Source organism: Roseibium sp., from assembly GCF_965229775.1.
Taxonomy (GTDB): Bacteria; Pseudomonadota; Alphaproteobacteria; order Rhizobiales; family Stappiaceae; genus Roseibium.
Genome location: NZ_OZ245929.1, coordinates 4,229,197 through 4,246,239, shown reverse-complemented (window position 1 = coordinate 4,246,239; position 17,043 = coordinate 4,229,197). Strand labels below are relative to the sequence as shown.

The following is a 17,043-nucleotide window of genomic DNA, read 5'->3' as shown; positions in this document are numbered from 1 at the left end:
TCAGGCCTTTTCGATCCGGCGCGCCATCGACACCTCGAGTTGCCGCATCGCGGGCGTCAAGAGGAACCGTGCGAAGATGTAGTAGATGACCAAAGCGGTCCCGAACGCCTGTATGGACAGAAAGGTCGTGCTGTTTACCTGTTTCGCCTCGAACATGAGATCGGTCACGGATATCAACGAAACCAGGGCTGTGGCCTTGAGCAGTTCAATCAGCAGGTTTCCCCATCCCGGCAGCATGATCACCAGCGCTTGCGGGAGAATGATGCGCCACATGCGCCGCGCCGGTGACATGGACAGCGCATAGGCCGCTTCCCATTGCCCCTTCGGAACGGACCGGACAGCGCCACGGACAAGTTCTGCGCCATAGGCTCCGAGGTTCATGCCAACGGCCAGGAACCCCGCCGTGAATTTCTCCAGCGTCAGACCAAACAGGGGCAGAACGAAGAAAATCCAGTAGAGCTGGACCAGCAGCGAGGTGCCCCGGAAGAGTTCGATGTAGAGGGTCGCGACACCGCGGGCTGCCCAGTGGCGCGCCAGCTTGAGGAGCCCGAAGGCCAAGGCAATGGCGATCGCCAGCGCAGCGGACAGCACGAACTGCGCGAGCGTCACGACCGACCCGTCCAGAAAACGGCCGCCGAATTCAGCAAGAAAATCCGAGTAGGACATGCGAACTCCGATTGTCGGTGCGAACAGGCGGGGCAACCGCCCCGCCCTTTCAGGTCATCGGTTCGCGCAAATCCACTCGGTCTTCACGCTCGGATCCGGCAACTGGGTCTTTCCATATTTGAAGGGTGCCACGGCCTGTAGCATCGCATCGCTTCCAAGATAGTCGGCCTGTGCCGCGTTGAAGGCTTTCAGGAAATCACCGTCGTCCGACCGGAAACCGATCCCCACCCAGTTCTTTGTCCAGTCCGGCAGTTCATTGGGGTCGGTCACTTCAAGCTTGCCGCCGGACTGCTCGGCAAGACCAAGCAGGGTGAAATAGGTGGCAGCGCCGGCATCCGCCCGGCCCGCACGCATGGCGGCGAGGATTTCGGTTGGCCCGGGCACCTGCATGATACGGGTCTCATCCACGCCTTCCTTCTTCGCAGCCTCAACCGTGTTGTAGCCGGCTCCCGTGACCATGAGCGATCCGCTGTCCTTGATATCGGCATAGCTCTTGATGTTCTTGGGGTTGCCTGCCTCGACCAGGAACGCGTCGCCGAAGATGCCCATCGGTTCGGAGAAGGAGATGTTTTCACACCGGCTGCCGATGATGTACATGCCGCCGGTGATGATGTCGAAGCGGCCTGCCTTGAGGCCAGGGATCAGTCCGCCCCACTCGGTGACGACAGGCTCGATATTCTCATATCCCATCGCCTTCAAGACGCCGAGCGCATGAACATTGGCAAATCCCAGCGGCTCGTTGCCATCGCCCGGATAAGCCCAGGGGATTTCGTTTGCAAACCCGATGCGGATCGTTTCGCCCGCATCGATACGGTCCTGAATCGGGCCGGCCGAGGCCACGGACACCGCTCCAATCAGCATGATGGCGGCGGAAATCGACTTTCCAATCTTTGTCATAGGTCTGTTCCCTTGTGTGAAGGTGTTTGATCCCCTAATGACATAAAGGTATACCAATTATTCATCCCTTTGCAACAGATGGTCTTATAAATCTGAATTTTCGTCTTTTTCTGAAATTTATTTGCGTTTCTTGTGAGAATTTCTCTTGTAAGCTCATCCCATAAAATTTAAAGGTACACCAAATAAGGAATTGCCATCTTTGCTCTCACGCTTCCGCCATCGACTTGAAAAGAGGGATAAGCGCATGTCACATGCTCTGCGCACTGTGCTTGACGCCAGCCGGACCGTTCGGTTGTCTGCCTTTCAAGGCCGCGAACGGACTGCCTGCCCGAAAGCCTTCGGAACCTGCCGGACAAGGAGAGCCTGAATGCTGGACCACGCAAAGCAGAAGACCACGGAACTGCAGCAGCGCATGGGCGATGCAGGGATCGACCTCGCTATCTTCACCGACGAAAGCTCAATCGCATATCTGGCCGGTTTCTGGGGCTATCTTGGCATCGAATTCGGCCGCCCGACCCTGCTGGTTGTCCGCCGGAACGGCGCACCGACCGTCATCACCCCCCTGATGGAAAGCGAAATGGTGGCGGCGATGACCTGGGTCGAGGATATCAAGACCTGGGAAGATGCCGGTCAGCGAAGCTGGGCGCGTGCCCTTTCGGAAACGATGGGCAGTGCCCCAAAGGAAATCTGGATCGAGCGGAACTCCATACCGGCGATCGTCCGCAACTTTCTTGATGACACCTATCCGGATTGTCTCCTCAGGGACATATCGGCGCTTCTGGGAGACATGCGTATGATCAAGACCGGGCTCGAGATCGGCGTCATGAAGGAAGCGGGGCAGATCGCCGGCGCGATGATGCTGGCGGCATACGAGTCGCTGCGCGAAGGCGCGCAGGAATATGAATCGGCGCTTGCCGTTATTGAAGCCGGGTCGCGAAAAGCAGCCGGTTTCCTGACAGACAAGGGTTGGGATCGGTTCGTGTCGCCCATGATCCACAATCTGCAGATCCTGCAAAGCGGTTCGGACACGTCCATGGTGCACAGGCGAGCGGGCGTCAAGGCCTACCAGAAATACGATCCGGTCTATTTCTGCTTTTGCAACATGGCCCAATTCAAACAATACAAGCTCGGCTTCGACCGGATGTTTCATGTCGGTGATGTCACCGACGAAGCGCGCGACGTACAGGAGGCCGCCATCGCGGCGCAGCAGGCAGCCATCGCAGCTATACGTCCCGGTGTTCTTGCCGAAGAGGTCGCCATGGCCGCCAACGATGTTTACCGCCAACGCGGGTATCAGACGGGTTACCGAACCGGCAGGTCAATCGGCGTCGCCTACCTCGAGGCCCCAGAATTGAAGGAAGGGGACAAGACGGTCCTCAAGCCCGGAATGACCTTCGCCGTGGACGGCGGCATTTCAATCGACGGCATCACTGCCGGCCGCATCGGCGATTCCGTTGTCGTGACGGAAACGGGAGCCGACTACATCACGGACTATCCGCGCCGGATCCTGCTCAGCAGACATTGATACCCATGCACGGCCTTTCCTCACAACCGACGGATCAGGATTTAAATGCGATGGCTGACACCAAACCGTTTCCGGAAAGTGAACTTGGACACCGTCTCCAACGCGCCTGCTCAGCGCTTGCCGAAAATGATCTCGACGGCATCCTCATATCCGTTCCGGAGAGCATCTACTGGCTGACCGGACTGGATCACTGGGGGTTCTTCGCGGCGCATGTCCTTGTCCTCAACCGCAACGGTGACATGGCGTTGTGCTGCCGGGCCATGGAAAAGATCACCGTTCACAATCAGGTCGAAAACGCCGCCTTTTACGGGCACCCGGACAACGAAGAGCTTTCGGATGCCGTTCTCAGGGCAGTCGCGGATCTCGGGTTGACGGGCGGACGCGTCGGAATTGAAAAACGAAGCCTGTTTCTGACGCCCCGCCATGCGGAACTCATTCAGCAAGGAGATGCCCACTGGGTGGACGCGTCGGGCGTCATCGACGATCTGCGGCAGGTCAAATCGGCGCTGGAAATGGAATACACGCGAAAAGCTGCCCACGCCGCCGATCTCGGGACCCTGTCAGCCATAGAGGCCGTGCGCAACGGGGCCAGCGACTACGAGATCGCTGCGGCCTATCACGACCGGATGATCCGCGAAGGCAGCGAATATCCTGGCTTCGGGCCCTTTATCAGACCCACGACGCGGCTTGGCGAAGAGCACACCACCTGGCGCGGAGATGTCTTCCGGAACGGCGATGCCGTCTTCCTGGAGACCTGTGCCGCGTTCCGCAAGTATCAGGCCCCAATGGGACGGCTCGCCTATGTCGGCAGTGCTCCTGAAGGTGCAGAAAGGTCGGCAGAAATCGCGATCGACGGAATGAAGGCGATTTGCGCCGCTTTGAAGCCGGGTGCCAAGGCCGGCGATGCCTATGCTGCGTGGCGTGAGGTTGCTGCTTCGGCCGGTCTTCATGACTATGAGCGTCATCATTGCGGCTACATGGTCGGTATCGGATTTCCGCCGAGCTGGACAGGAGGTTCCATGGTTACATCGCTCTTCCCCAACTCCGAACGCAGGCTGGAGACAGGCATGGTTTTCCACGCACACAGCTGGTTCACCAACACGGATGTTGTCGACTACTTCATCTCCAACACTGTTCTTCTGACCGAGAACGGTGCTGAAATACTCACCAACAAAACGCCCGAAACCCTGATAATCCGGTGACAGGCTTGCTTCCGCGATTTGCCGAGGTGCGGTGTCCGGCCGGCCTGAGAGGAGACCCGAGATGAAACCGCTGCAGAAACAGACTTTGCAAGGTGTCTTCGACCAGATGGCCAGCCATGACTGGTCCGATGCGGAACTGAATGAGCTGATCGACCCGCAGATGGGCGTCATCACCGGCTTTCAGAACCTGCTTGAGGAACTGGAGGTTCTTCGGAAGACGGATCTCGGCACAACGCCTCCGGCGCTCGGCGTGCAGAAACGATAGATGACAACGCATCCCGCCTTTGAAGACATTCGGTCCCTGAGAGCTTTGCTGACCGCCGGCAAGATTTCACCACCGGAACTCGTCTCCGTTTTCGCCGAGCGTATCGAGCGGCACAATGCCGTTTCCCGGGCATTCATCACCGTGACAGCGGCAAATGCGGCGGAATGCGCGGCATCACTGTCAGAGGGAGACCTGCCGCAGTCACCGCTTGCCGGCATTCCTTACGCCAGCAAGGATCTCATCGACATTGCCGGTGTCAGAACGACCGCGGGATCGCGCGTTTTTCATGACAGGGTCGCCCAGGAGGACGCCTTTGTGATTGCGCGTTTGCGCAACGCCGGTGCGCTAAGCATGGGGAAAACCAACCTTCATGAATTCGCCTATGGTGCGACCGGCGAAAACGAGGTCTACGGCACGTGCGTCAACGCCTATGACACAACGCGTTTGGCCGGCGGTTCCTCGAGCGGTTCGGCGGCGGCGGTTGCCTTCGGTCTTGTTCCGGCTGCCCTTGGCACGGATACCGGCGGATCCGTGCGCGCACCTGCCGCGCTGAACGGTCTTGTCGGGCTCAAACCGACAATCGGCCGGGTTCCGACCCATGGGGTCGTGCCTTACTGCTGGACCCTCGACCATGTCGGTCTCATCACGCGAACCGTCGCCGACAGTGCCGATTTGCTTGAGGTGGTCTCCGGCTACGATCCCAGGGATCCCGGATCCGTCAACTTGCCGCGCGAATCTTATTCCGATGCGATTGGAGCGGATGTTTCCGGCATCAGGGTCGGCATACCTTCCGATTTTTTCTTCGACCGCTGTGATCCACAGATACTGGCGGCGCTGGAACGCGTGAAAGCGCACCTTGTCCGCCGGGGCGCGGTGCTTGTGCCCGTGTCGTTTCCAGACATGGCGCAGACGCGAACCGTGTCTCTTACCGTGCAGATGCCTGAAGCGCTCAGCGCGCATTCCGCTTACTTGGAAACGCGCGGTGATCTATACAGCGCGGACTTTCGGGCAGGCCTTGCCGTCGGCCAGTGCATTCTCGCGGAGCACTACGTGAAGGCCAAAAGGTTCATTGAAACGTACCGGCAGCAGACCAATGCACTTTTCGATCAGGCCGACGTCATCCTGACCCCCGCAACGCCCGAAATCGCGCAAAAGGTTGGAACCGTCAGCACCCGGCGAGATGGCGTCGACGAGGCGATCGGCAATGCGATCACGCGCTATACGAGTTTTTTCAACATGACCGGGCACCCTGCCCTGACGATGCCCTGCGGCATGCACACGGAGGGGCTACCCATCGGTTTGCAACTCATTGGACGTTACTTCGAGGAAAAAACCGTGTTCCGCGTTGCGTTCGACATCGAACGCAACGAAGCCTTTTCCATACCGCTGCCGGCGGTCGACACCTGACCCGGAGCTCTATGCCTTCGTGATGGAATTGCCGCCGTCGCAGAGCAGCGCAGAGCCTGTGACAAAGGACCCTGCGTCGCTCAGCAGAAAGAGTGCGGCGCGCGCGATCTCCTCCGGCCCGGCCATGCGCTTCAGGGCATGGAGTCCGGCGACATAGTCGTGAAAAGCCGGATCATCTCCTGCCATTTCAGTTTTGGTCCCGCCCGGCAGCAGGGAGTTGACACGGATGTTCTGAGGACCGCACTCAACGGCCAGCACCTGTGTCAGTCCGGTGAGTCCCGCCTTTGAGGCGGCATAGGCCGACATGCCCGGCAGACCGATGGTGTGACCGACGAATGTCGATGTGAATACGATCGACCCACCCCCCGATCCGGCCATGGCCGGGATCTGGTGCCTTGCGGCGAGGAAGGCGCTGGTGAGGTTGGTCGCGAGGACCTGGTTCCAGTTTTCAAGGCTGAGCTCGGAAACCGGCCCCATGTCGCCGAGCATTCCGGCATTGTTGAACGCGCCGTCCAGCCTGCCGAAGCTCTCCAGGGCCGCGTTGACGGAGGCTTCGGCAAAGCCGGGGTCGGCAACGTCGCCGGCGAACACCTTGATGCGGGGTGCAGCCTCCGGCAATGCGGCCCTGACCTCGTCAAGCCTGTCCTTGCGCCTTGCCGCCAGAACGAGATTGGCGCCCTCCTCTGCAAATATCCGCGCCGCCGCCGCCCCGATGCCGCTGCTGGCACCCGTGATCAGAATTGTCTTTCCGCGTAACACTTCAAGCTCCTCTTGGTTGTGAGGCGCTCTAAGTGAACTTGAAAGTTTGCGGATGAAACCCGATTTGCGAGACCGATCCAGGGTCCGGACCCTAGTTCAGCCGCCGTGGTCCTTGTCCCGGTCGGCTATGTTGTCGAGATCGGTGTCGCATTCATCGCCGTCGTCATCGAGGGCCATGTTTTCGTCCGCCATGACGAGCTTGCGGTGTGCACGCCATGAAACCGGGATCGTCAGGAGATAAAGGACGGCGGCGCCCGCCACCATCCGGAAAGGATAGCTGACGGTGAGCGCCACGATCAGGACGGCCGCCACGATCAGGGGTAGAACGTAGTCGCGCCGTACGCGCGTGCCGAGCGTCTTGCCGGAAAAGGTCGGCAGCCTGCTGATCACCAGAAATGCAATGCCGACCGTATAGGCCGCAACGAAAGCGGCATCGGCGAACCAGTGCGGAAACAGTCCGAGAAAGTCGAGGTAAAGCGGCAGCAGGACCGTCAGCGCACCGGCCGGTGCGGGAACACCCGTGAAGAAACGTGACGTCCAGGCGGGCTTGTTCGGGTCGTCGAGTGCAACGTTGAAACGGGCCAGGCGCAGGGCCATCGAGATTGCGAAGATCAGGGCGGCGATCCAGCCAAGATTCCCGGCATCCTTGAGCAGCCATAGATACAGCATGAGCGCCGGAACAACGCCGAAATTCACGAAGTCGGACAGGGAATCCAGCTCCGCGCCGAAGCGTGAGGTGCCCTTCATGAGGCGGGCGACGCGGCCGTCCAGCCCGTCCAGGACAGCGGCGAGAATGACGGCCCCGACCGCAAATTCCCAGCGGCCGTCGAAGGCCATGCGCACGGCGGTCAAACCTGAACAGAGCGCCAGCAGCGTGACCATGTTCGGCACGATGAGGCGCATCGGAACGCGGCGGAACCGGGGCGTCTGACGGCTCTTGTCGGCGCTGCTGTCCTTGCTCTCGGCCACCTTATACCTCAACTCATACGCGTCAGGGGCTGCGCCGGGGCCTGGGGCTGCGCAAGATCCGCGAGGATCGTTTCACCGGCAATCATGGTTTGCCCGAGCGCCACTTTCGGCTGTGTACCGGCGGGGAAGTAGACATCCAGGCGCGAACCGAAGCGGATCAGGCCGAACCGGTCTCCCCCGGTGATCGTTTCGCCTTCACGCACGAAGCACACGATCCTGCGCGCTACCAGCCCGGCGATCTGCACCACGCCGATCCTGGCTTCGCCGGTGTCGATGACAAGCCCGTTGCGCTCATTGTCCTCGCTGGCCTTGTCGAGTTCCGCATTCAGAAACTTGCCGGCCCTGTAGGCGACGCGTTCGATCTTGCCGCCAACCGGGGCGCGGTTCACATGGCAATTGAAAACGTTCATGAAGATCGAGACGCGCATCAGCGGTTCGCTGCCGATTTCAAGCTCCTGCGGCGGCCTGACGAGGCCGACATGGCTGACGACACCATCCGCCGGTGAAATGACAAGACCGTCTCCGACCGGCGTGACCCGTTTCGGGTCGCGGAAAAAATAGCAAATCCACCCGGTGATGAAGAGCCCGATCCAGAAGAGCGGGTCGACAAACCAACCGACAACCAGGGTCGCGACAAGCGATATGGCAATAAACGGCCAGCCCTCCCGATGGATCGGGACCATGGCTTTGGTGACGGTATCGACAATCGACATCAAGTTCTTCCGAATTCAGGGTGAGGACATACCTGCAGCAGCGCGCTGAAAGCCGTCGCAGGATAGGCACCCGTTGCGCTTCAATACTCCCCCGCTTCTAGAGGCTTTTTGGCGCGATGAGAACCTGCCGGGACTGATTTTCCTGCGGTTTTGTGCAGCCAACGCGCGGAATATGCGGGTTATTCCGCCGCCTTGCGGTAGTCCATTTCCCAGTAGGCCGGCCGGCCGTATTTGGAGATCAGGAAATCCACCAGTTTCGTGACCTTTGGCGGGATGAACTTTGCAGGCGGATAAACGGCATAGATGTTCCCTGTCCGGGCCACCGGATAGTTCTCCATCACGGCGACGAGCCTGCCGTCCCGGAGATCTTCCCACACATGCGCAAGCGACTTGACCGTGAGGCCGAGCCCGTAAATCGCCGCGTCATAGGCAAAATCACCGCTGTCGCCGGAAATGACCGGCTCTTCCAGATGATAGGCGATCTCCCCTTCCGGCCCTTCGAAATACCAGACGGGCATCGGATCGAAACCAACGCAGTCGTGGTTGCGCAGATCTTCCGGCGAACGGGGAATGCCCTTGCGTTCCAAGTATTCAGGGCTGGCACAAAGCACGCGCGGATTGCCGCCGAGCTTGCGGGCAATCAGGCTGGAATCGGGCAGCGGCGCACCCCGGATTGCCATGTCGTAACCTTCGGCGACCAGATCGACGATGCGGTCCGTCATGTCGACCTCCAGCCTCAATTCGGGATAAAGCTCCCTGAATTCGGGAAGATAAGGCAGGATGTGTTTTCGTCCGAAGAAGACGTTCAGCGACATGCGCAGCATGCCGCGCGGCGCGTCTTCGGCCGCATCGATCAACGCCCGCGCGCGGTCCATCTCGCCGAGGGCATTGCTTGTGTGACGCAGAAAGACCTGCCCGGCCTCGGTCAGGCCCGTGCGCCGCGTGGTTCTGGCAACCAGCTGGGAACCGAGTTCCTTTTCCAGATTGCTCAACCGGCTGCTGGCCGCCGACGGTGACAGGCCGAACTCCCTGCCTGCGGCGGACAGGCTGCCGAGTTCGGCCACGCGTTTGAAGAACTTCAGATCATCGAGTCGCATTATTCGAAACTTTCGAAAGATATCTTCCAGATTACCCCAATTCTTCGAAAGTTCGCAATATGAGATAAAGCCTCCACAGACAAAAGGAGCCAGTCATGATCCACACCGGCAACATCTACGAAACCCGCGCCCGTGCTGCCCGCAACAAGGAGCTGAGGGGTCTGGCAAGGGCTGTCACGAACTTCCTCTTCGGCAGCGCTGCAGACCGGCAAGCCGGCAGAAAAGCGCCTGCGAACGACATCGGCATTGCCGACGAAACTGCACGGATAACCGACCGCGCGGCCTGACAGGCAAAACAGCCCTTAGGTCACCGCACTTTTTGAAATTCAAAGCTTGTCTTGAGGCGGGCCGCCTGCAACAAAGGCGGCATTCTCAGGGCGGGGTGGAAGTCCCCACCGGCGGTATGCAGTGCGCTGCAAGCCCGCGAGCGCTTTCCATGTGGAAGGGTCAAGCAGATCAGGTGAGATGCCTGGGCCGACGGTTACAGTCCGGATGCAAGAGAAACAGCGCTCGGATCGCCATGATCCGGGCCGCTCGTGATCGCCTTGGGTGACGTGTCGCAAACAGGGAGATCACCAATGACACACACCCGCTATGCCTTCATCAAGGCCGGTTGGCATTCCGACATCGTCGACCAGGCACTTGAGGGCTTTCAACAGATCATTCCCGCCGAAAACATCGATGTGTTCGATGTTCCCGGTGCATTCGAAATGCCGCTCGCGGCGAAAAGCCTTGCGAAAACCGGCAAGTATGCGGCGATCGCCGCGGCGGCGCTCGTCGTCGACGGCGGCATCTACAGGCACGACTTCGTTGCGCAGGCTGTCGTGACAGGGCTGATGCAGGCAGGCCTCGAAACGGATGTTCCGGTCCTGTCCGTCTCCCTGACACCGCATCATTTCCAGGAAACCGATCATCACACGGCAATCTACCGTGAGCATTTCGTGCTGAAGGGGCGCGAGGCGGCCAAGGCCGCTCTTCAGATCAGCACGTTCCGGCAGCAGTTGAGCGCCTGAACCCGGTTCAGGAGAGGGGCAGAACGCCCTCCTCCGGATCCCGCTATTTCGCCGGGATGTAGTCGGCGGTCCTGCCGCGTGTGACGATACCCAGTTCATCGTTTTCCCGCGCCGCACGCAGCCGTTCCTCGGCCTCGTCGGCTTCGCGCTGACGTGCCCACATCGAGGCGTAAAGACCGTTCATGTCGAGGAGCTCGGTGTGCGTGCCGCGCTCCGCGATTTCGCCCGCTTCAAGCACGATGATCTGATCGGCGTTCACCACCGTCGACAGACGGTGTGCAATCACCAGCGTGGTGCGGTTCTGCGCAACCTGATCGAGAGCGGACTGGATCTCCCGTTCCGTGTGCGTATCCAGCGCCGACGTGGCCTCGTCGAGAATGAGGATCGGCGGCGATTTCAGGATCGTGCGCGCAATCGCGACCCGCTGTTTCTCGCCCCCGGACAGTTTCAGCCCGCGCTCTCCAACCTCCGATGCATAGCCGTTCGGCAACCTCTCGATGAAATCGTGGATCTGCGCCATCCGGGCAGCTTCACGCACCTCTTCATCGGTTGCATCGGGCCGTCCGTAGCGGATGTTGTAGGCAATGGTGTCGTTGAATAGAACCGTGTCCTGCGGCACCATTCCGATGACGTGGCGCACGCTTGCCTGCGTCACATCCCGCACGTCCTGACCGTCGATTTCAACCGCGCCGCCGGTCACATCGTAGAACCGGAACAGCAGGCGCGAGATGGTCGACTTGCCCGCGCCGGACGGTCCGACAATGGCAATCGTCTTGCCGGCCGGCACCTCGAAATCGACGCCTTTCAGGATCGGACGATCCGGATCGTAGTGGAACTTCACATCCTTGAAGGCGATCTTGCCGCCAGCGGTCTTAAGCGGCTCGGCGCCTTCCTTGTCCTCAATCTCGGCCGGAACGAGCAGCAGGTCGAACATGGATTCGATGTCCGCGAGCCCCTGCCGGATTTCCCTGTAGAGAAAACCGATGAAATTGAGCGGAATGGAGATCTGCATCAACAGCGCGTTTATCAGGACAAAGTCGCCGATATTCTGTTCGCCGGCCATCACGGCTCTTGCCGAAAGCGCCATGCAGACCGCCATGCCGATGCCCAGGATCACGGCCTGCCCAAGGTTGAGCCACGCCAGGGAAGTCCAGGTCTTGGTCGCCGCCTTTTCGTATTTCGCCATGGAGACGTCAAAGCGGGCGGCCTCCATCTTTTCATTGCCGAAATACTTGACCGTCTCGAAATTCAGGAGACTGTCGATTGCCTTGGAGTTCGCATCGGTATCGCTCTCGTTCATTTCCCGGCGGATGCCGATCCGCCAATTCGAGCATTTGATCGTGAACCAGACATAGGCAACGATCATCACCGCGACGATGACAACATACATGAAGCCGAACTGGTACCAGATGACCGCCGCCATGATGGCGAACTCAAAAACGGTCGGGATGCCGTTGAGGATCGTGAACCGGACGATGGATTCGATCCCCTTGACGCCGCGTTCGATCACACGACTGAGACCACCCGTCCGCCGTGCCAGATGAAACCGCAGGGAAAGCTGGTGCAGATGCCGGAAGGTCAGGATCGCAAGCTGGCGCACCGCATGCTGTCCGACACGTGCAAAAAGCGCGTCGCGGAGCTGGTTGAAAGCCACGGCAAGAAAGCGCGCCGCGTTGTAGGCCAGAACCAGCATCACCGGCGCGACAAGAAAGGCAGGCAGTCCCGTGTCCGTTCCCGTCAGTGCATCCGTCGACCAGGCGAAGAAATAAGGTGAAAAGACCGTCACGATCTTTGCAATGATCAGCGCGAAAAGCGCCAGCAGAACGCGTCTTTTCAGATCGGGCCGGTCCGACGGCCAGATGTAGGGCCACAAGTTGCTCAGCGTCGACAGCGTGTTGCCCTCATCGGCGCTGACAACCTTTTGTGTCCGGGAACTCTGGCTGCCTCTGGCCGCATCGGTCGACCGCTGCGGCGAGGTGGCTGATTGATCTGTCAATTCTGTCTCCGGGGCCGCGGACAGCGACCCGTTTTCTTTAGTCGATCTTCGTTTTCGCCGAATGCAGGGCGAGATCCGCGGGCGACTGCAAGGCGTTCAGTTCTTTCCAGAAATCTTCTGAGAAAGCTTCCGCGCGGCGCAGCATGTCGTGATTGAGGAAATAGTGGCAATTGCGGCCCCTGGCATCGCAGACCAGAAGCCCGGCATCCTTGAGTACCTGCAGATGCTGCGAAACGGTCGACTGGGCCAAAGGCAGGTGGTCGACGATCTCACCGCAGCAGGCTTCCTCGCGCATCGCCAGTTGCTTTATGATTGCAAGCCGGGCCGGATGCCCAAGCGCGCGGAAAATCGCCGCGAGTTCCTCGCAGTTTGACAAGCATACCGAAGCGGGTCCGCAGGACTTTTCTGACGGCTGCCCCGTCTCGCTCATCAAACCGCTCCTTTTTCACGAAACCGTGTTTCATCGTAGATATGCGATGAATTTGTCAAAAAGCAAGTGGTTCAAACGAAATTGGCAGGCAGGCCGAAGAGGCCCCCTGCCAATATTCCTCAGGCCCGGATTGCCGTCAGCCCCTGTTGGACGCGTCCTGCTCCCGGTCCGGCCAGTTCACGTCTCCCTCGGGTGTGAGAAAGACCTGGCCCGGATAAATCAGGTCGGGGTCGCGGATCTGGTCCTGGTTTGCCTGGTAGATCGTCGTGTAGCGCACACCATCGCCGTAAAGACGCCGCGAGATGCGCCACAGATTGTCGCCCTTGCGGATGATGACCACCGGAAGCGACTTCTGGACATCGGCGCCCTGGCTGCCCTGACCGCTCCCCGACCCGGTCGCGACCACCTTGGTCAGAACGATCTGCTTGTCCTGTTCCTTCTCAAAGGTCACGGCGGCACGTGCATCCACGCCATCGCCATCCTGCGCGATCAGGTCGGCCCGGACCTCGACATTTCCTTCCGGCACATTCTTGGTGCCCTGCACCAGCCACCGGCCGCTGGAATTGACCTTGGCTTCTCCCTGGTATTCTTCACCGACATAGACGCGCACCGAAGACCCCGGCTTTCCGGTTCCGGCAACATAGACCTTGTCCGGTTCGGATTCGACGGCTTCCACCGTGACAGAAGGTTCCTTGCCTGCGGTGGCCTGCTGCTGCGGCTGCACTGCCGGTGCGCCTGCTGCCTGAGCCGCCTGCTCCTGCTGCACACCATTTCCGCTGACTTCGCCCGCAGCCGTCCGTGTTTCGACCGGCTGGGCCGTTTGTGCTTCAACGGTTACCGCAGTTTCGTTTTGAGATGCCCCGGTCTGCGCGCCTTGCGCCGTTTCCGCAGCGGTCGTGTCAGATGCCGTTTTGTCGCTGGCCTCCGCGGCGGTTTGCGCAGGGCTCAGGGACGCGGTTTCGGTGGCGTCGTCTTGTGCCGGTGCATCGGCTGCCTCGCCGGGTGCCTGGCCCTTGTCGCTGGTTCCGGAGGTGGATTGCGGCTGTGCCGCCGTTTCCTGCGCCGTCGCCGGCGTGGTTCCAGCGTCTGCCCGGGCGGTCTGTTCCGCCTCGGCAGCCCCATCCGCTGTGGACGCGTTGCTGTTCTCGCCGGCCGGCAATGCGGCAACGACGGCGCCGGTATTTTGTGTGTCACCAGCGCCCGACACGGCCTGTTCCGTGCCCTCTTGCGCCGGAAGTTGCGCGATCAGGTCATCCGTTTCGGGCTTCTGCAGGATGTTGGAAGGCGCATCCGGGGAGTTCAGAACCACGAGCGGCTGCTCCTTGCCGCCTTCGGGAACGGAAACAATGAGACGTTGCTCGGATTCCTCGATGGACGTGCCCTTCTCGTCGTGAACCTCGAGACCGACATCGTAATCGCCGGGCTTGAGCGGTTCTTCCAGAATGATCGTCCACTCACCCGCCTGGTTGGCAATGCTCTTGCCGACGACTTCACCATTGGCGGTCAGCGCAACCATGGCGCCGGCATCGGAGCGGCCGGCAACAACGGTTTCGCCGGTGGGTTCGACACCGACGACATCGAAGCTCGGTCCTTTCACCGGCGGGATCGGAACCGCTTCGGGTTCGGCCTCTGCCTGTTCAGGCAGAGCGGCCGGTTCGGCGTCACTCTGGCCCTGCCCGGCATCGTTCGCCGCCGGTGCTGCGGCCTGCACTTCCTTCTTTTCGGATTTGGCTTCCGTGTTTGTCGAATTCTGCGCGGTGTCGACGGCGTCTGCTTCCGGAGCGAAAAGGACATCCTTGTAGACGTAAGCGCCGGCGATCGCCGCTATCGCGAGCGGTACCGCAACAACTGCAGTGCGGACCAGAGTGTTCTTGTTCATTGTTTTCCCGTCAGAAGGCTTGCGCGCATGCCGCACTGCGTCAAATGCAGGTCGTGGTCTGGCGCAGCATCTGCCCCTGTCACATTTAATTAGCTACCCATCCATAGCCCCCTTTTGAGGGCACGGCAAGAAATCCCGCTTGTTTCCCAAAGGTCTCAAAACAGAATGCTTGACCTTTGGGGGATCTGAATGCCACATCTTTGCGTCATGAATACGGTTTCTCAAATTCAACTTACAAGCGTCTGTGTCTATTGCGGTTCCAGCTTCGGCTCCGACCCGGCGCACGAAGCAGCGGCAACACGGCTAGGCCAGATCATCGCCGAGGCGGGACTGCGCCTCGTATATGGCGGCGGGTCCGTCGGTCTCATGGGCACGGTCGCGAACGCCGCCCTCGAATCGGGCGGCGCCGTGACCGGAATCATTCCGCGTTTCCTGGAAAAGCGGGAGGTCATGCTGGAGACGCTGGAAGACCTCGTCATCACCGAGGACATGCACGAGCGCAAGCACCTGATGTTCGAGAAGTCCGACGCCTTCATCGCGCTGCCGGGCGGCATCGGCACGCTTGAAGAAGCCGTCGAAATGATGACCTGGGCGCAACTCGGCCAACACAAGAAGCCGGTCGCGCTGGCCAATATAAACGGCTTCTGGTCCCCCTTGCTGGAACTGCTCGATCACATGCGTGCGCAAGGATACATCCGACCGGACACGGAAGTTCCCTATCTGGTGGCGAAAAAGGTCGAGGACATCCTGCCGATGCTGCGGGCCTCCGTCGCAGGCCGCGTGCCTGAAGAGGCGGATGGCCTGGCAAAGATGACGGATTTCTGAGCACCCCTCACCGCGGTCGCTGCCAGGCGGCCGGTCACGGCTATCCTGCACACGCATTGCCATACCCAAACACCAATTCCGTACCGGAAGTTGAAGTCACCCGCGCACAATAGTAAACTCCTTGAAACCCGCCCGCCCCGGACGTTCCCATGCAAACCACCCTCCTTGTTGAAGACGCATCGTTTTTTGAAAAGGCGATCGTCAAGAAATTGCATGATGTCGGCCGCCATCAGATCATGGTCGCGCGCAACTATGCCGAGGCGGAAAGCTGCCTGAACCTGCCGATCGGTGAACCGGACCTCGCTCTTGTCGACCTGACACTGCCGGATGCTCCCGACGGAGAGATCGTTGACCTGTGCGACGAATGGAACATTCCGACAATCGTGTTCACAAGCCGGTTCGATCCGAAAATACGCAAGAAAATGCTTCAGAAGGGCGTCATTGACTACGTCCTGAAGGATTCACCGGGAAGCCTTGATTACGTTGCGGACCTGATCCGGCGCCTGTCGAAAAATCCCGGCATCGGCATCCTTGTGCTGGATGACGCAAGCGTTGAAAGACAGGCGATCGCGCAAATCGTTTCCAAACACATGTACAAGGTCTACCAGGCGGCAAGCACCGACGAGGCGCTCAACTGCCTGAAAGAAAACAACGACATAAAGCTGGTCCTGGCCGACTATTTCCTCCCTGGCAAGGACGGCTTCGCGTTTCTGAAGGCGGTCAGGCGGAACCACAGTGCGGAACAGGTCGGCATTATCGGTATGTCGGCCGTGACGAATTCCGACAACCGGGTCCGGTTTCTGAAATACGGCGCTGCGGATTTTGTCGACAAGAACTGTTCACCCGAGGAACTGCTCCTCAGGGTTTCTCAGAACCTCGCCTACATCTACCGGATCGAGGAACTGAACAACCTGGCCATGAGGGACGCCCTGACCGGGCTCTACAACCGGCGTTTTCTGCTGGAGGACCAGGCAAAGGCAATCCAGTCCTGGGTTCCGGATGCCGGGACGAAAAACTGGCTTGTCCTCATGGATCTCGATGCGTTCAAGAGCGTCAACGACAATCACGGACATGATTTCGGAGACGCCGTCCTGAAGAGCTTCGCGCGGCACCTGTCCAGATTTGCCAGCAACGACGATTTCGCCATTCGCCTCGGCGGCGACGAATTCTGCGTGCTGCTGCGCAACCAGTCGGAACAGGCCGCGCAGGACCGGCTCACCGAACTTCTCGACGACGTTCAAAACACGCCCGTCGAGCACAGGGGCCAAAAGCTGAACATCAAGACGAGTGTCGGTCTTGCCCCCTTGCTCGGCGGAGACCTGTCGGAAAGCCTGAAGGTCGCAGACCTCAATCTCTATTCCGCAAAGCGCGCCTCACGCGCCATGCAGTGACCCTTTCCC

17 protein-coding genes and 1 riboswitch are annotated in these 17,043 nt (G+C 60.0%); of the genes, 8 read left to right on the top strand and 9 right to left on the bottom strand.

The genetic code is table 11. The annotated features are described in order from the left end of the window. Together ehuC and ACO07N_RS19145 are read right to left on the bottom strand one after the other, a co-directional pair. Positions 1-666: an ectoine/hydroxyectoine ABC transporter permease subunit EhuC gene (gene ehuC / locus ACO07N_RS19150; RefSeq protein WP_421982554.1), complete on the bottom strand. Its 666-nt coding sequence runs from the start codon at positions 664-666 to the stop codon at positions 1-3. A gap of 54 nt (positions 667-720) precedes the next feature. Next, the gene (locus ACO07N_RS19145; protein ID WP_421982553.1) at positions 721-1,563 is read right to left on the bottom strand and encodes a transporter substrate-binding domain-containing protein; all 843 of its coding nucleotides are present in this window, start codon (positions 1,561-1,563) and stop codon (positions 721-723) included. A gap of 367 nt (positions 1,564-1,930) precedes the next feature. On the opposite strand from ACO07N_RS19145, the gene ACO07N_RS19140 reads away from it, so the two are divergent. The 4 genes from ACO07N_RS19140 to ACO07N_RS19125 all read left to right on the top strand — a co-directional run bounded on the left by ACO07N_RS19140 (position 1,931) and on the right by ACO07N_RS19125 (position 5,962). Then, a complete protein-coding gene (locus ACO07N_RS19140; RefSeq protein WP_421982552.1) occupies positions 1,931-3,088 on the top strand; it encodes a M24 family metallopeptidase in 1,158 nt (385 codons plus the stop codon). 50 nt (positions 3,089-3,138) lie between these two features. Continuing rightward, positions 3,139-4,290 carry a M24 family metallopeptidase gene (locus ACO07N_RS19135; RefSeq protein WP_421982551.1) on the top strand — a complete coding sequence of 384 codons (1,152 nt, stop codon included), beginning with the start codon at positions 3,139-3,141 and terminating at the stop codon, positions 4,288-4,290. A gap of 61 nt (positions 4,291-4,351) precedes the next feature. Next, positions 4,352-4,555 carry a hypothetical protein gene (locus ACO07N_RS19130; RefSeq protein ID WP_421982550.1) on the top strand — a complete coding sequence of 68 codons (204 nt, stop codon included), beginning with the start codon at positions 4,352-4,354 and terminating at the stop codon, positions 4,553-4,555. Beyond that, entirely contained in the window at positions 4,556-5,962 is a 1,407-nt protein-coding gene (locus ACO07N_RS19125; protein WP_421982549.1) for an amidase, read from the top strand. 9 nt (positions 5,963-5,971) lie between these two features. On the opposite strand, the gene ACO07N_RS19120 is transcribed toward ACO07N_RS19125, so the two are convergent. The 4 genes from ACO07N_RS19120 to ACO07N_RS19105 all read right to left on the bottom strand — a co-directional run bounded on the left by ACO07N_RS19120 (position 5,972) and on the right by ACO07N_RS19105 (position 9,500). Further along, entirely contained in the window at positions 5,972-6,721 is a 750-nt protein-coding gene (locus ACO07N_RS19120) for an SDR family oxidoreductase (protein ID WP_421982548.1), read from the bottom strand. Positions 6,722-6,817: 96 nt separating this feature from the next. Beyond that, the gene (locus ACO07N_RS19115) at positions 6,818-7,624 is read right to left on the bottom strand and encodes a CDP-alcohol phosphatidyltransferase family protein (RefSeq protein ID WP_421984456.1); all 807 of its coding nucleotides are present in this window, start codon (positions 7,622-7,624) and stop codon (positions 6,818-6,820) included. 74 nt (positions 7,625-7,698) lie between these two features. Beyond that, positions 7,699-8,403: a phosphatidylserine decarboxylase gene (locus tag ACO07N_RS19110; RefSeq protein WP_421982547.1), complete on the bottom strand. Its 705-nt coding sequence runs from the start codon at positions 8,401-8,403 to the stop codon at positions 7,699-7,701. 179 nt (positions 8,404-8,582) lie between these two features. Next, the gene (locus ACO07N_RS19105) at positions 8,583-9,500 is read right to left on the bottom strand and encodes a LysR family transcriptional regulator (RefSeq protein ID WP_421982546.1); all 918 of its coding nucleotides are present in this window, start codon (positions 9,498-9,500) and stop codon (positions 8,583-8,585) included. Positions 9,501-9,595: 95 nt separating this feature from the next. Here ACO07N_RS19105 and ACO07N_RS19100 point away from each other — a divergent pair, with 95 nt between their 5' ends. Further along, entirely contained in the window at positions 9,596-9,787 is a 192-nt protein-coding gene (locus ACO07N_RS19100; protein ID WP_421982545.1) for a hypothetical protein, read from the top strand. A 77-nt stretch (positions 9,788-9,864) separates the two neighbouring features. Next, positions 9,865-10,008, top strand: a riboswitch (FMN riboswitch). 70 nt (positions 10,009-10,078) lie between these two features. Then, on the top strand, positions 10,079-10,513 hold the full coding sequence (locus tag ACO07N_RS19095) for a 6,7-dimethyl-8-ribityllumazine synthase (protein ID WP_421982544.1): 435 nt from the start codon (positions 10,079-10,081) through the stop codon (positions 10,511-10,513). 43 nt (positions 10,514-10,556) lie between these two features. Here the strand turns inward: ACO07N_RS19095 and ACO07N_RS19090 are convergent, their stop codons facing one another. The 3 genes from ACO07N_RS19090 to ACO07N_RS19080 form a co-directional block, all read right to left on the bottom strand. After that, positions 10,557-12,404, bottom strand: coding sequence for an ABCB family ABC transporter ATP-binding protein/permease (locus ACO07N_RS19090; RefSeq protein WP_421984455.1), 1,848 nt, complete (start codon positions 12,402-12,404; stop codon positions 10,557-10,559). Between the two features lie 142 nt (positions 12,405-12,546). After that, a complete protein-coding gene (locus ACO07N_RS19085) occupies positions 12,547-12,939 on the bottom strand; it encodes an ArsR/SmtB family transcription factor (protein ID WP_421982543.1) in 393 nt (130 codons plus the stop codon). A 136-nt stretch (positions 12,940-13,075) separates the two neighbouring features. Further along, a complete protein-coding gene (locus ACO07N_RS19080) occupies positions 13,076-14,818 on the bottom strand; it encodes a LysM peptidoglycan-binding domain-containing protein (RefSeq protein WP_421982542.1) in 1,743 nt (580 codons plus the stop codon). A 189-nt stretch (positions 14,819-15,007) separates the two neighbouring features. Between ACO07N_RS19080 and ACO07N_RS19075 the strand changes: the two genes are divergently transcribed. Both ACO07N_RS19075 and ACO07N_RS19070 read left to right on the top strand, forming a co-directional pair. Then, the gene (locus tag ACO07N_RS19075; RefSeq protein WP_421982541.1) at positions 15,008-15,643 is read left to right on the top strand and encodes a TIGR00730 family Rossman fold protein; all 636 of its coding nucleotides are present in this window, start codon (positions 15,008-15,010) and stop codon (positions 15,641-15,643) included. A 149-nt stretch (positions 15,644-15,792) separates the two neighbouring features. Further along, positions 15,793-17,034, top strand: coding sequence for a GGDEF domain-containing response regulator (locus ACO07N_RS19070; RefSeq protein WP_421982540.1), 1,242 nt, complete (start codon positions 15,793-15,795; stop codon positions 17,032-17,034). Positions 17,035-17,043 lie beyond the last annotated feature (9 nt).